This is a genomic window from Helicobacter sp. T3_23-1056, assembly GCF_053654535.1.
In genome coordinates, this window is record NZ_JBSIUU010000001.1 from 18,618 (window position 1) to 32,556 (window position 13,939).

The 13,939-nt window shown below is 38.8% G+C and carries 14 protein-coding genes and 1 pseudogene; 8 read left to right on the top strand and 7 right to left on the bottom strand.

Annotated features, from left to right (window positions below; all coding sequences use genetic code 11):
• Positions 1-202: 202 nt before the first annotated feature.
• The 4 genes from ACWIUO_RS00105 to ACWIUO_RS00120 all read left to right on the top strand — a co-directional run bounded on the left by ACWIUO_RS00105 (position 203) and on the right by ACWIUO_RS00120 (position 3,358).
• Positions 203-934, top strand: coding sequence for an HP0838 family lipoprotein (locus ACWIUO_RS00105; RefSeq protein WP_454175920.1), 732 nt, complete (start codon positions 203-205; stop codon positions 932-934).
• 17 nt (positions 935-951) lie between these two features.
• Positions 952-1,089 (top strand): hypothetical protein, encoded by a 138-nt coding sequence (locus ACWIUO_RS00110; RefSeq protein WP_454175921.1) that lies wholly within the window; start codon positions 952-954, stop codon positions 1,087-1,089.
• A 130-nt stretch (positions 1,090-1,219) separates the two neighbouring features.
• Positions 1,220-2,134, top strand: coding sequence for a ferritin-like domain-containing protein (locus tag ACWIUO_RS00115; RefSeq protein ID WP_454175922.1), 915 nt, complete (start codon positions 1,220-1,222; stop codon positions 2,132-2,134).
• Positions 2,135-2,275: 141 nt separating this feature from the next.
• The gene (locus ACWIUO_RS00120) at positions 2,276-3,358 is read left to right on the top strand and encodes a TIGR02757 family protein (RefSeq protein WP_454175923.1); all 1,083 of its coding nucleotides are present in this window, start codon (positions 2,276-2,278) and stop codon (positions 3,356-3,358) included.
• Between the two features lie 143 nt (positions 3,359-3,501).
• On the opposite strand, the gene ACWIUO_RS00125 is transcribed toward ACWIUO_RS00120, so the two are convergent.
• From ACWIUO_RS00125 to truB, 6 genes and pseudogenes are all read right to left on the bottom strand, one after another.
• On the bottom strand, positions 3,502-3,888 hold the full coding sequence (locus ACWIUO_RS00125; RefSeq protein ID WP_454176103.1) for an ExbD/TolR family protein: 387 nt from the start codon (positions 3,886-3,888) through the stop codon (positions 3,502-3,504).
• A 262-nt stretch (positions 3,889-4,150) separates the two neighbouring features.
• Positions 4,151-4,573 (bottom strand): annotated as a pseudogene (gene exbB, locus ACWIUO_RS00130) (TonB-system energizer ExbB); the annotation flags it as partial.
• Between the two features lie 86 nt (positions 4,574-4,659).
• Positions 4,660-5,136 (bottom strand): SsrA-binding protein SmpB, encoded by a 477-nt coding sequence (smpB, locus tag ACWIUO_RS00135; protein ID WP_454176104.1) that lies wholly within the window; start codon positions 5,134-5,136, stop codon positions 4,660-4,662.
• Positions 5,137-5,164: 28 nt separating this feature from the next.
• On the bottom strand, positions 5,165-6,193 hold the full coding sequence (gene ispE / locus ACWIUO_RS00140) for a 4-(cytidine 5'-diphospho)-2-C-methyl-D-erythritol kinase (protein WP_454175924.1): 1,029 nt from the start codon (positions 6,191-6,193) through the stop codon (positions 5,165-5,167).
• Between the two features lie 26 nt (positions 6,194-6,219).
• Positions 6,220-6,450 (bottom strand): carbon storage regulator, encoded by a 231-nt coding sequence (locus ACWIUO_RS00145; RefSeq protein WP_454175925.1) that lies wholly within the window; start codon positions 6,448-6,450, stop codon positions 6,220-6,222.
• Positions 6,434-7,315 carry a tRNA pseudouridine(55) synthase TruB gene (truB, locus tag ACWIUO_RS00150; RefSeq protein ID WP_454175926.1) on the bottom strand — a complete coding sequence of 294 codons (882 nt, stop codon included), beginning with the start codon at positions 7,313-7,315 and terminating at the stop codon, positions 6,434-6,436. Before truB ends, ACWIUO_RS00145 begins: the two co-directional genes overlap by 17 nt.
• A gap of 465 nt (positions 7,316-7,780) precedes the next feature.
• Here truB and ACWIUO_RS00155 point away from each other — a divergent pair, with 465 nt between their 5' ends.
• Entirely contained in the window at positions 7,781-7,927 is a 147-nt protein-coding gene (locus ACWIUO_RS00155; protein ID WP_454175927.1) for a hypothetical protein, read from the top strand.
• A 415-nt stretch (positions 7,928-8,342) separates the two neighbouring features.
• Here ACWIUO_RS00155 and htpG read toward each other — a convergent pair whose 3' ends face one another.
• Complete coding sequence (htpG, locus tag ACWIUO_RS00160; protein ID WP_454175928.1) at positions 8,343-10,268, bottom strand: molecular chaperone HtpG; 1,926 nt, start codon at positions 10,266-10,268, stop codon at positions 8,343-8,345.
• A gap of 112 nt (positions 10,269-10,380) precedes the next feature.
• On the opposite strand from htpG, the gene ACWIUO_RS00165 reads away from it, so the two are divergent.
• The 3 genes from ACWIUO_RS00165 to ACWIUO_RS00175 are packed head-to-tail and all read left to right on the top strand — an operon-like array spanning position 10,381 to position 13,922.
• On the top strand, positions 10,381-12,171 hold the full coding sequence (locus ACWIUO_RS00165; protein WP_454175929.1) for a hypothetical protein: 1,791 nt from the start codon (positions 10,381-10,383) through the stop codon (positions 12,169-12,171).
• A gap of 22 nt (positions 12,172-12,193) precedes the next feature.
• Positions 12,194-12,703, top strand: a complete 510-nt coding sequence (locus ACWIUO_RS00170) for a MarR family winged helix-turn-helix transcriptional regulator (protein WP_454175930.1) — start codon at positions 12,194-12,196, stop codon at positions 12,701-12,703.
• Complete coding sequence (locus ACWIUO_RS00175) at positions 12,690-13,922, top strand: efflux RND transporter periplasmic adaptor subunit (RefSeq protein WP_454175931.1); 1,233 nt, start codon at positions 12,690-12,692, stop codon at positions 13,920-13,922. Before ACWIUO_RS00170 ends, ACWIUO_RS00175 begins: the two co-directional genes overlap by 14 nt.
• The last annotated feature ends 17 nt before the right edge of the window (positions 13,923-13,939 follow it).

A 13,939-nucleotide genomic window follows, 5' to 3' on the forward strand; every position in this document is an offset into this window, starting at 1 on the left:
GATTTTGCAATAATCGTTATAGAATCTTTATGGCAGAATCGTTGTAGAATCTTTTTTAGCAGAATCTTTTTTAGCACAATCGTTGGCAAGTTTTACATTTTCAAAACTTGCAAAAAAGCGCAAAAAAGATTGCCTAAAAATTTGATTTTGGCACAAATGCTCTTTTAAAAAAACGCTTCTATCATTTTATAAGGGAATAAGTTTGAAACATTTAGCACAGCGGATTTTTTCTCTCAAGCGAATGCAACAGCCTATAAACCTGCAAAAAAGCCGATATTTTTGCCAAAAATTTTTTAGCATTGTAGGTATTGTGGCGTTGGCTTTTTTTCTCACAGGTTGCGCTAAAGGGGCGTTGCAAGATTTTTTTACAAATCGTCCTGTAAGCAAAGAGGGCAACGAAAAGCAAGCCAAAATCCAAGCCCAAAGCACCCCTAAAAATACTTCTAAAAAACTTCTTTATATCAACTCAAAAATGTTTCGCTACTACGATTATGCGACTTTTGGCGTGAATGATAAGCAAGAGATTGTTATCGAGCTTTTTGGTGCGGGGAAGAGCATCGGCAATATCGAAATAACCAAGCGCAAAATCTGCATTTTGGGGGATTGCGTGCGCAAAATCCCTGCGGCAAAACGATTTTTTGGCAAGGTAAGTTATGGGGATTTGTTTGATGATATTTTGTTTGGGAGAGATATTTTTCGCGCTGAAGGGCTAGTCGTGGAGGGAAATGACGCGTTTGTGCAACGATTTCAAAAAAATGGCGAGATGATTTATTATCGCCGCACAAAAGAGGGCGTGTTATTTAAAAACACCACCACAGGCGTAACCCTGTCGCTTTTTAACTACGAGCCACAAAAAGTCATCGACTATGAGGAAGACGAGGAAGAGGAAAGAGAGAGGCAAATAATGCAGCGAAAAAATAACGCAACGCCGTAGCGTTTTGAAAGCAAAATTTGCAAAATCTTGTGAATCTAAAATCTATAATAGCAGGCAAAAATATGCAACTAGGCACGATAGAAATTATGGGGCTTGTCGGGTTTGCGCTATTATGTGCGGTATTTTTTTATAAACTTTATTTAATGTTTAAATAATGCGTAAAATCTATCATTTGCGCTAGATATGTTTTTGGCAATGCTAGTTTTGTTTGGCAAAGATTCTATTTAGATTGATTGCCACTAACTCTCATAATGTAAAAAAACACAAACATCAAAAAGAGGAAAAATGGATTTTTTTGCTAGGCTAGAATCTGTGCTTTTTTGTGAGGATATAGATTCTCGTTATGGGCTTTTTAGGGATTTGTATGAGGATTTTTGCGCTGAAAAAATCACACTAAATCATAGCGAAACGATAAAGAAAGATTTTGCGTATTTTTCGCCCTGCGATATGGTAGAGCCTAGCAAAATCCATCGCCACCACGCTATAAAATCCACCACAAGCCTAGCAAAAACCCTGCATTCTGTCGCACATATTGAGTTTTGTGCGATTTCGCTAGCCCTAGATTCTGCCTATCGTTTTAGACATTTGCCAAAAAAATATTATGTAGATTGGCTAGGTGTGGCAAATGAGGAATTTAGACATTTTTTCTTGTTGCGCGATTTGTTGGGTGAGATTGGGTTTGGTTATGGGGATTTTAGGGCGCATTTTGGGCTATATGAGGCGATGAGTGCGACAGGGGAAAATCTTATTTATCGTATGGGCGTGGTTCATCGCGGACTAGAGGCAAAGGGGCTTGATGCAAATCCTTTTGTGAGGGAAAAACTGCTAGAAACTCCGCGTCCTATCAATGCCAAAATCTCTGCTGTGCTTGATGAAATATTGCGCGATGAGATAGGGCATGTAAGCAGGGGAAGTGAGTGGTGGGATTTTGCAAATGCAAACAATGAGGCGCAAAAGCAAAAATGCGTAATAACAAAAAAAACAGAGAATCAAACAGCAAATCACAAAACAAATCAAAAAGAAAATCAAAAAGAGAGAAAATCTAATTTTAGCAAGGAATTTTTGGGGATTTGCGAGAAGTTTAGCGAGTTTGTGCTAGCGGGCAAGGTGCTAAATATGCAGGCTAGATTGCAAAGTGGGTTTAGCAAAGAGGAATGCGAACAAATCGATAGATTTTATCAAAAGAGGTTTGCCAAATAATTTTGCAAAAATGTTTTGCCAAATTATTTGGAATCTTGTTTGGGGTATTGTTTGTGATAGTGTTTGTAAGATTTGGGTTATAATGCACTTGCAAGATTTAGATATTTTTGCCACAACAATACAAAAACATAAAGAATCAAAATGCAACGCAAACAAACACAAAAATCACTAGCCAAAAATCATCATTTTACAGATTTTGTCTCGCTAAAAAAAGCCCTAGATTTTCACTACCACGCGCATAACTCACAAAACGCCATAAATAGGGAAAACCTAGACCCTTTGCTAAAAGTCAAAGAATATATCAATGGGATTTTAGATACAAAAACACAAAATCTACAAATAACTAAGGGCGCGCAAAATCTACAATCTTTGCCACAATCACAAACTCTACAAACTCTACAAAAATCACAAAAACTACAAATGCTACAAAATCTGCCCGCGACAAAATCCACCACAAACGCCACGCAAATATCCAAAAGCAAAATACATAACATTCCCTATATCGCGCTTATTTGCGCCCTTTTTGCTTATGGAAATGTGAGGGCGATTTTGCGCTTTTTGGATAGTTTGGATTTTTCTTTGCTAGATTCTAGGGAGGGGATTTTGGCGAGTGATTTTCCGTATTATCGTTTTCAAAATTCCACCGAAGTAAAGCTATTTTTTTTGGCACTTTGTGAGATGAGGGAGCAAAATACACTAGAATCTCTGCTTGAAAAACGCGATAAATCTGCACCGATTTATTGTTTTATCAATGATTGTATAAAAACGATTTGGCAAGCGGCTTCAAAATGGGCTAACAAGCTAGATTATGCCCTGCCTCCCCATAATCAAAGCGATTTAGGCAAAAATCATTTTAATGGTTTTGCGTTTTTGGTAGGCACGCCTTTGTCAAATAAAGCAAAGTTGCCTAGCTCGCCACTTAAACGCTGGAATATGTTTTTGCGCTGGCTTGTGCGGAGTGATAATATTGATTTGGGATTGTGGGGAGAATCTATCAAAAAAAGCGAATTACTTTTGCCTCTTGATACGCATACTTTTAGCGTGTGTCGCTCTTTGGGGCTTTTGGAGCGCAAAAGCTATGATTTTAGGGCGGTGCTTGAGGTAAGCCAAAATCTAGCCCTTTTTGATGAAAACGACCCGATAAAATATGATTTTGCCCTGTATCGATTGGGGCAAAAAGGCATAATAAAAAAGGGAGAAAAAGTAGATTTTCTTTGTCAATGAGATTTTTAGCAAAAAAGCACAAAAAGCAAAATCTACGCAAAAAAAAGGCAAGACAACAAGAATCAATATTTTTAAAAAAATTTTAAAAATATTTTTAAAAAGCCATCTTAAATGCGCAATTATTTTTTGATTTTTAAAACGATTTATTTTTCTTCTTCTACGACAATATAGAGTTCTTTTAGCCCCTGTGCTTGGAGTGTGTCCATTACCTGCACGAAACTATCAAGATTGCTTTTTGAGTCGCCATTTAGGATTATTGGCGTGTCTTTTTCATAGCTACGAAGTGCTTTTCTTAGTTCTTCTAGGGAGACATTGTCATTATCGATATAGTATTTTCCCTCGCTATCGATGGTGATATTTACAGGCTTTTTGGGTGTATTTTCGTTTGAGTGTTCGCCATCGCTTACCTTTGGGACATTGACTTGTATGCGCGAAGTGTGGATAAAAGATGCGGTAGTTAGCACGATGACAAGTAGCACAAGCATAATATCAATAAAAGGCACAAGATTCATAGAATCAAACTTTTTCATCGCCATTATCTATCCTTATCGTTTTTTAGATTTTTGTTTGTTGTTTGGTGCTATCTTAAACGCGAGGCGTTGCATTGGAGGTGCTTGCCGTGCTTTGTGCCATTGTGCTTTGTGATTGTAGATTTTGGGTGGTGGTGTTTATGCGCTGCATAGTTGGCTGGGTTTGTGTGGTCTGTCTTTGCGGTTGGGAGATTTGCTGTGGATTTTGTGCTGTGGGCTGATATGTGGCATTTGCTTGGCGGTTTGGCATTGTTTGGGTGGGTTTTGTGTTTGGATTATGATGAATATCCCATTTTGTCAAAATCACATCGGCTGACCTTGTGAGTAGGTTGTATGCTACGATACTTGGGATTGCCACGATTAGCCCTGCGGCTGTGGCTTTTAGCGCGAGAGATAGCCCCGTCATTATCGCGCCTGTATCTACAGAATTATCCGCACCGATTTCTACGAAAGTTATCATAATGCCCGCCACCGTGCCTAGCAAGCCCACATAGGGCGCATTTGAGCCGATAGTGGAAATAAGCGTCAAGCGTTTGTGTAAATCTAGCTCCAAAAATCGCTTATCATCATAATCGCTAACGCGCAACGATGAATAAAACCATACGCGCTCTATCGCGATAGCGACAACTAGCACGGATAAAAACGCCAAAAATCCCAACACTCCATAATCTACCATTTCTTTCATAAAAGTCCTTTTTCAAACATAAAATCACAAAATTAAAGCAAAGGATTATAGCACAAACAGAGGGAAAAATATCATATTTGCATTGTTTATAGCTTTTTGCCAAAATCTTTAAAATTTGCCCGCGCTTCTCTATCAAGGATTTTTTTCTTTAGTGCTTCTCGCTTGTCGTGTAGATTTTTGCCTTTTGCAAGGGCGATTTGGATTTTGACTTTGCCTTTTTTGTTGAAATAAATCATTAGCGGGACGATAGTTAGCCCATCTTGTGCGACTTTGCCAAGCCATTTGTTGATTTCTTTTTGATGAAGTAGCAATTTTCTAGCGCGTTTTTCATCGGGGCGAAAATGCGGATTTACGCTTGAAAGAAATGAGATGTGCATACCAAAAATAAACGCCTCCCCTTTGACAAATCGCACAAAGCTATCTTTTAAGTTGCAGCGAGATTTTCGCAGGGATTTTACCTCTGAGCCACGCAGGACTATGCCCGCTTCTAGCTTTTCGATAATCTCATAATCAAAGAGTGCTTTTTTATTTTGTGCTATCATTTTTTTATGTGTTTTTTTAATGTGGATTTGCCTAGTTTGCCTAGCTTGTCTAGTCAAAGAGTGTTTTTGGTTTGCTGGATTCTAAAGGCTTTTGATTTGATTTTGTCGCGCTAGAATCGATATTTGTTTGTTCGCTAGAATCTGCATTAGATTTTACATTAGATTTCAAATTAGATTCCAAATCAGATTCTACATTAGATCTTGTGCTAGATTCTATTTTTGCGTTTTTTACGCGGAAAAAGCTACTTCCGCTACCAGAGAAAAACCACCCATTGCCAAGACTATCAGCCACCTCTAAAAGCTGTGGATATAGCGCGCACGCAGGGGCAAATAAATCATTTAGCATAGCGATATTTGCAAACCTCTCACACGCAAAGGAAGTTTGCTTAGATTTTGTAGCTTTTCCTCCCAAGCCCAATGCCTCAAAATCTAGCCCCTCGCCAATGTCTAAAATCTGCTGATTGCTAAAATCTACAAACATATTTTTTTGGCTAAGTTTTAAGATTTGCTTTTCTGCCATTTGGCGATATTGCTTATACACTGCGCGTGTATCGCAAAACATATTTGGCGTATAGATTTCAAATTCATTTTCATCATTATCGGTGTAAATGGGGGAGATTTTTTCCCCTATGCCTTTGACTTCGGCGATTTCTGCATTGCTGACAAAAAACGCCACATCTGCTCCCACGCCTTTTGCCACTGCGTTTAGCTCCTCACTGCTTAGCCCTAGACAAAACATAGAATCTATCCCATTTAGCACACACCCCGCATCTGCACTGCCTCCGCCTAGTCCAGAGCCTTTTGGGATTTTTTTATCCACTTTGATATGCACAGGGGGGAAGTGTTTTGGGTATTTTTCGCGCAACAAATGAAGCGCGCGCCACACGGTAGAATCCCCCACTTCGCAACCAAAATCCCCTTCGATTATGTCTTTGCCATTGTTTGATTCTAGGATTTGGATTTCATCGTAGAGGTTGCCTTTGATACGACAAAAGCGGGATTCTAGCAAGTGAAAGTTGTCATCAAAATCGATGATTTTTAAGTATAGATTGATTTTGGGGTATGCTTTTAGAGTCATTGTAGTTTTTGTGAGTGGGGATATGATTAGCGTTTGATGTGCTTTGATAAATCTGTGAAAACTTCATCGCTAGCGATTTTCACGGCTTTTTTGTTTTCTTTGATGACGGCATCTTTTAGCTCTGCGCGGAGGATAAGCATTTTGGGGGGTGCTTCAAAGCCTAGCTTTACGCTCCCTCTATCGATAGATACGACTTTTATCATTATATTATCGCCAATGACAATGCTTTCATCTTGCTTTCTAGAGAGTATTAGCATAGCAAATCCTATTACATAGATACTTGATGTTGCCATCTTTTAAAACCTCTATTATAGAAAAAAATTCGCTAAAGCGAACTATAAAAATGCCATTTTTGGTGTTTTTTAGGCAAATTTTTGCACCATTTTTGACTAATTGCGCAAAGCTAGAATCTAGCTTTAATGTATCAAAAGGCAAAATCTCTAATGGATTTAAAAATATATCCCTGTCATTATAAGCGCGCAAATCCCCCTCTTTTGTGCGTGTCAATGCGCTAAGGATTCCGCTTGTGCCTAGCTTTTTGGCGATTAGATTTCCTAGAGAGCGCACATAGCCACCTTTTGAGATTTCACAAGAAAAATGCAAAAATGGGTGATTGTATGACAAAAATCGCAGGGAAAAAACCTCCATCGTGCTTTGTGCTAGCTCTACTTGCTCTCCGTTTCTAGCAAGCGCATAAGCTCGCTTGCCACCTACTTTTTTGGCACTAAAGCTAGGGGGAGTGTAAGTGATTTTGCCTTGCAAGCTATCTAGCACGCGTTTTATCTCCCCCTCGCTAAAAGGCTTTACTTGCTCCACACCTAAAAAATTTTCTATATCAAGGCTTTTTGATTTTGCCCCAAGCCATAGCACCGCTTCATAGCATTTTGGCGAAGTGGGCAAAAATGGCAAAAGTTTGGTATAGCTCCCACTTGCGATTAGTAGCGCACCTTTTGCAAACGGGTCTAAAGTCCCGCTAAAACCTGCTTTTTGTAGGCGGTATTTTTTCTTTATGGAGGTCAAAAAAGCATTGCTTGTGATAAAAGCTGGCTTATATGCCAAAATCAATGCGCTTGTGGCGTCGTCTGTGCTTTTTGTGATATTATCGTGGGGCTGATTTTGCATTGTGTTCCTATGGCGTTTATTATGCTATTTGCGGTGCTTGTGCGGATTGATTTTAGTTTTGCTTTGCGAAATCCGTTTTTTGTTTTGTTTTGTTTTTTTATTTCTTTGTTTGTGTTTTCCTTTTTTTTGTTTTCTTTTTTTTGATTTTTTATTTTTTATTTTAGATTTTATATTGGCTTTTTTTTGGCTTTAGATTGTCATTTTTTTAGGTTGGCATTTTTGTTATATTGGCATTTTTTGGCTTCAGTTTGATTTTTTTGTTTCAGATTAGAATTTTTGGTTTTTAGATTGGAATGTTTTATATTGGCTTTTTTGCTTTTTATATTGGTATTTTTCGGTTTTATTTTTTTATTTTTTATTTGTTTTAGTTTTTAGAATTTTGTTGTTTTTTAGAATCTTACCACTTTTGTTGCGTTTAGCATTTTTGTTATTTTTAGGAAAAATATGTTTTCGTAGATTTTGGCAATGTCTAAACCGCATATTATCACACAACTGCATAACATATTTGCAAATTGCATAAATTTTTGTAAGCATACACATCACAATGCGTGGTATGACAAACATTCGTCATTGCAAGCAAACGCGACTTTGTCAAAAGTAACATTTGCGTAGCAATCCACAAAAGAATTTTGTCATACTGAACGAAGCGAAGTATCTCAAAAAAACCATAGATTGCCACGCATTGCATTACAAATGCAATGTTCGCAATGCCGGAAGCAAATCCTTGCTTGCAATAACAAGATTTTCTTTGTCATATTGAGGCTTTTTTTAACCAAAATATCCAAAAACTTTGCGCAAAAATCACATCAAATTGCAAAATCGCGTTATTTGCAAAATGTCTTTTTGGATACTTCGCTTGGTCTTGCAAGCGTTTTTATTTTTGGATACTTTGATTTCTTTTGCAACATTATTATGACAAAAACTACGCCCAAAGCCCCCTCCACAAGCCAAAGCCCCCTCCACAAGTAAGTGAGGGGGGAATCTTTTTATAAATTTTACATTAGATTGCAAATTAGATTTTGAAAAATCACGCTAGATTTTCTTCTATCAGCTTATGCACGCGTGAGTTAAAGTCTTTGACACTTTGCAATCCACCAGATTCTAATAGCACCGCGCAATCATACAGCAAATGCGCACATTCCTGCACTTTGGCAGAATCCGCCCCCTTTAGCTTGCTAAAAATGCTATGAGACACATTGATTTGCAAAGTCTTAGGCATTTTTGGTGGCTCTTGCCCCATTTGTCGCATTAGATTTATCATCATCGCGTTTGATTCCTCGCCCACAAGCGCGATAGGTGAGCTCAAATCATCGCTTAGCTCCACTTCTTTTATCTCACTTCCCAACGCCTCTTTGAAGTCTTTTATGATTCCATCAAACTCTTTTTTCACACCCTCATCTATGGTGTTTTGCCCTAGCTCTTTTAGTGCCTCACTTGAAGAGGCGTCTTTTAGCGGGGTTTTGTCATATTCATTTACGCTAGGCATCACAAAGCTATCGATTTCATCGCTCAAAAGCAGGACACAAAATCCTTTTTTGGCATATTTTTCCAAAATCGGCGATGCTTTTAGCAGTTCTTTATTTTCGCCAATGAGATAATAGATACTTTTTTGCTCTTTTGGCATAGATTCTTTGTAAGATTTTAGGCTTAGATTTTCGCTTAGTGCGCCATCGCTAGCCACGCTATCAAATCGCAAAAGCTCCAAAATCTTATCTTTGTTTTCAAAATCGCTATAAAGCCCCTCTTTTAGAGCCCTGCCAAATTGGCTATAAAAAGTCTTGTATTTTTCGGCGTCTTTGGCTAGATTTGCGATTTCGCCCAAAATCTTTTTTGTGGAGGCGGATTTGATATTTGCTAAAATCTTATTTTGTTGCAAAATCTCACGGCTGACATTTAGAGGCAAATCCTCACTATCAATCACACCGCGCACAAAGCGCAGATATTGGGGCAATAGCTCTTTGTCATCATCAGTGATAAACACGCGCTTTACATATAGCTTTACCCCGCTTTTGTAATCCACTCGAAACAAATCAAATGGCGCAACGCTTGGGATAAAAAATAGCGTAGTGTATTCTAAATTACCCTCTACACGCGTGTGGATATAGCTTAGAGGCTCGCTATTATCGTGGGCAAAACCTTTATAAAATTCTTTATAATCCTCCGCTTTTAGCTCATTTTTAGGGATTTTCCAAATCGCTTTTGCGCTGTTTAACTGCTCGGTTTTAGATTCTTTGACTTCTTTTTTAGATTTTGCTTTGTCATCGCTTTTTGCATCGCTAGAATCCGCTTTTGATTCTTTTGATTCTGCGTCCTCATAGCGCGTCTCTTCATAAGTCAAAAATATCGGAAAAGCAATGTGTTCAGAGTATTTTTTGATGATAGATTCTATCTGCCATTTGCTTGCAAAATGTTTGTCATCATCTTTTAGATATAGCGTAATTTGCGTGCCGTGCGACTCTTTTTGGCAGGGGGTGATTTCATACTCGCCACTACCATCGCTTATCCAGCTATACGCCTCATTTTGCCCCGCTTTTTTGGTGGTTACCACCACTTTGCTAGCCACCATAAAAGATGAGTAAAATCCCACGCCAAATTGCCCTATGAGCGCGCTATCTTTCTTTTTGTCCCCGCTTAGCGCGTTTAGAAAGCTTTTTGTGCCAGATTTTGCTATCGTGCCTAGATTTTGGATTAGCTCATCTTCATTCATACCGATACCAGAATCCGCCACGCTTAAAACGCCCTTTTTCTCATCGTAAGTGATGTCTATGCGTGGATTAAACGCGATTTTTTTGTAGTTTTCATCGCTGATTGTGAGGTAGTTTAGCTTATCAAGCGCGTCTGAAGCGTTGCTTACCAGCTCGCGCAAAAAGATTTCTTTATTAGAATAAAGCGAGTGAATCATCAAGTCTAACAACTGCTTTATTTCGGTTTGGAATGCCATTTTTTTGCTCATTTGAAGCTCCTTTTATAAAAAATTTGGCAATTATAGCATTTAATTGATAAATATTTATAAACTTTATAGATATATTATCAACTTTAATTAGCCACTTTGTATAAAGTTTTTTATGAAAATCAAGTCAAAGATTAGCCCAAAATCTAAAAAACACAAAATCTGCTACAATACAAAACTTAAAAATCAACCTAGCATTGCCCAAAAAAAAACCAAAAAAGCCCAAAAAACAATCTCAAGGACACAAATGCAAAATCTACATTGCAAATACATAGGAAAATGCGGTGGCTGCACGATAAAAGCACCATATAAAGCCCAGCTAAAATCTAAAAAACAACGCATTTTAAGCCTTTTTAGCGATGAATTAAAACAATCAAATTTTAAGCCAAACGATTTAGAAGTGTTTGCTTCGCCCCCTACTCATTATCGCGCAAGGGCAGAATTTCGCATTTTTAGAGAAAATGCCGAGCCTATCGCGCTTATCTCCAAACAAACACAACACCAAACAAACCCCCCACATAAGCCACAAAACAAACAACCAAAAATCCACCTAGCAATGATGGGCAAAGACAACCAAAACAAAACCATCAAAATCCCCATAAAATCCTGCCCGATTTTGTTGCCAAATATTAGCGCGGCACTTAGCGCGCTTATGGATTTTATCAATGATTTGGCATTGTGCCACAGCAAAGAGGATTTTGAGATTTTGTCCCACAAACTCTACGCCATCGAAGCACTAGGCGTGATAAATCCGCCCAAACAAACAAAACAAACAAGCCCAATAAACCCAAAATCTAGCCAAAATCTATCAGTGATTTTTACGCTAATCTACCATAAAAAGCTAGAATCTAAATGGGAAAAAACCATAACAAACCTAGCACAAAAACTCCCGCCAAATATCGCAATCATCGGGCGAAGCAAACATCAAAAAATTATCTTGCAAACAGACTCCCTGCTAGAATCTATAACGCTAAAAAATGCGCAAAAAAGCATTGTAAAAAATGCTAGCCAAAGCAATAAAAAATGCGACATAAACAAAAATTTGATATTTTTGCGCTCTGAAGGGAGGTTTAGCCAGCCAAATGCCTTTATCAATCCACAAATGATTAGCTTTGTAAAAAGCGCGATTGCAGGGCATAGCAAAGAAGATTTGCTTGAAATGTATTGTGGGGAGGGCAATTTTTGCGTGAGTTTGGCGGGGGATTTTAAAAAAGTGCTAGCCACAGAGGTGGTAAAATCCGCTATCCCAGCCCTGCAAACAAATGCTAAAAATAATGGCATAGAAAATATCACGGCATTGCGACTAAGCGGGGAAGAGAGCATAGAGGCGTTGGAGGGAAAAAGGGAGTTTTTTCGCGCTAGGGAAGTGGATTTGAGCTCTTTTAGATTTTCGCATATTTTGATAGACCCGCCAAGAAGTGGAATCAGTGGAGGCGGCATTAGTGGAGGCAAAATCAGTGGAGGCGGGATTAGTGAAAATGGTGTTAGCGAAAATTGCATTGTCGAAGAGGGAATCAACGGAGGCGGAATCAACGGAAGTGAGATTAGCAAAAATAGCATTAGCAAAGGCGCAATGAGTGTAGGCGAGATTAGCAGAATCAAAACTAGCAAAGAAACAATCAATAAGGACAAAACAAACAAAACCCAAACAAGCCAAGATAACCCCAAACACCAAAAAGATGCAAATATCTCAAACGCCTTAAACACCCCCAAACAAAGCGCATTAAAAATGCTAGATTTTATCGCCACTCATCGCTATATTATTTACATTTCTTGCAATCCTTTGAGCCTCAAAAATGATTTAGGGATTTTGATAAAAAGCCATAAAATCACGCATTTTGGGCTTTTTGACCAATTCCCACATACTCATCACATAGAATCCGCCCTAATCTTAGAAAAACGCTAGAGGCTACAAAGCGCGTGAATCATTGATTACTACTATACAAAAATTTGATATAATCCACACTATGTGTAACCAAGACCACCAACAACATCTCCAAAACGCCCCCCTATCTTCGTTATATGGCTATATCTCACGCCGTATAGAAGCCCATCTCACTACCCTTTTGCGCCCTTATGGAATCGGGCTAGAACAAATGATTGGGCTATTGATTCTCCAAAAAGAGGGCTGCATAAATGTCTCTCAACTAAGCGAATATATGCTAAAAGACAAAACCACCACTTCTAGGCTTATCACTTCGCTAGAATCAAAAGGCTTAGTCAAAAAATGCCAAGACAACAAAGCAGGCAAAAAAGACAAACGAATCGTCTATCTGCACCTAACCAAAAATGGCGAAGAAAAAATCGCCGAAGTAAAATCTAGCCACATACAATCACAAATGGAACAAATCTTTGAAAACGCGCTAGGCACGACACAAAAAAAAGAATTTAAATCTATGCTACTAAAAATCATAGAGGTGCTAGATGAAAGAAACTAGATTTTGCAGATTTTGCGTTAGCGATTGCGCTTTTAATGGCGTTGTAATCCGCATTGCTAAAATGCGTGATTTTGCGATATTTTTATTTGCATTGTTTAGTATGGCTACAAATCCCACACTAGCGACAAATGCAAAAACTCAAAGCATAGCCCAAAAAGGCATAGCCATCGAGGCAATCCCCATAAAAGAGGGAAGTTTAAGCAAAAAAGAATCATTTATCGGCAGTGTGCGATTCAAAGAAATAAGCTCTATTGCTTCAAGCGGGCAAGGCGTGGTAAAAAGCGTGTTTTTTAGCATAGGGCAAAGCGTGAAAAAAGGGCAAAAACTACTAAGCCTTGATAGCGATTTGCTAACCCAAGACATCGCTATCAAACACGCCAAAATTGCCGATGCGCGCTACACCCTAGAGCGACAAAAAAACGAACTAGAGCGATACAAAAACCTACTCCAATCCCAATCAATCTCTATCCAACAATACGAAAATCTAGAATACGAAGTAAAATCCCAAGAAGCTAGAATCAAAGCCTTAGAGGGCGAGCTAGCCATATCCAAAACCCAAATCGCGCAAAAAACGATTTACGCACCATTTGAGGGAATCATAGTCGAACAAGGCGTGCGAGTGGGCGAATGGGTAAAAGAGGGGCAGGCGATTTGCCAAATCCTAAATTCACGCGACACAGAAGTGATAATCGATGTCTCAAGCGCAGTCGTAGGCAAGCTAGCACTAAACCAAAAAGTAGATTTATCCATAGGCGGCAAATCATACAGCGGGCAAATCTCAGCCCTAATCCCCAAAGCAGATTCTCTATCGCGCACTTTTCCTGTGCATATTTCTGTGCGAAATGACGGGAGTTTCTTAGATGGTATGGCTGCCCAAGCTAGGCTTGATATTTCAGGGCAGACAAATGGCGAAAAAGGATTTTTAATCCCCCGCGATAGTGTCGTATATGCCTCTGGCAAGCCCCATATCTTTATCGTGCAAAAACCACAAAGCAACGCACAAAATCCCCAAAATATGCAAGCTAGGATTGTGCCTATCTCTATCATCACTACGCAAGGCTCTTTTGCGCTGATAAAAAGCCTAAAACAACCGCTAAAAGAAAATGATTTAATCGTAGTGCGTGGGCAGGACAACCTAAAAGACGGAGCACAAGTGTGGATAACAAATAAGCCTAAAATCTCACAAAATCTAATGCAAGATTTCGCTAGCACAATCTAAGCCACAATTTAAGCGAC

What these genes read in the sequence shown, in the direction of transcription:
- ACWIUO_RS00115 (WP_454175922.1), top strand. Translation starts at nt 1,220, where the DNA reads ATGGATTTTTTTGCTAGGCTAGAATCTGTGCTTTTTTGTGAGGATATA.
- ACWIUO_RS00120 (WP_454175923.1), top strand. Translation starts at nt 2,276, where the DNA reads ATGCAACGCAAACAAACACAAAAATCACTAGCCAAAAATCATCATTTT.
- ACWIUO_RS00125 (WP_454176103.1), bottom strand. Translation starts at nt 3,888, where the DNA reads ATGAAAAAGTTTGATTCTATGAATCTTGTGCCTTTTATTGATATTATG.
- ispE (WP_454175924.1), bottom strand. Translation starts at nt 6,193, where the DNA reads ATGACTCTAAAAGCATACCCCAAAATCAATCTATACTTAAAAATCATC.
- ACWIUO_RS00145 (WP_454175925.1), bottom strand. Translation starts at nt 6,450, where the DNA reads ATGCTAATACTCTCTAGAAAGCAAGATGAAAGCATTGTCATTGGCGAT.
- truB (WP_454175926.1), bottom strand. Translation starts at nt 7,315, where the DNA reads ATGCAAAATCAGCCCCACGATAATATCACAAAAAGCACAGACGACGCC.
- ACWIUO_RS00155 (WP_454175927.1), top strand. Translation starts at nt 7,781, where the DNA reads ATGTCTAAACCGCATATTATCACACAACTGCATAACATATTTGCAAAT.
- htpG (WP_454175928.1), bottom strand. Translation starts at nt 10,268, where the DNA reads ATGAGCAAAAAAATGGCATTCCAAACCGAAATAAAGCAGTTGTTAGAC.
- ACWIUO_RS00165 (WP_454175929.1), top strand. Translation starts at nt 10,381, where the DNA reads ATGAAAATCAAGTCAAAGATTAGCCCAAAATCTAAAAAACACAAAATC.
- ACWIUO_RS00175 (WP_454175931.1), top strand. Translation starts at nt 12,690, where the DNA reads ATGAAAGAAACTAGATTTTGCAGATTTTGCGTTAGCGATTGCGCTTTT.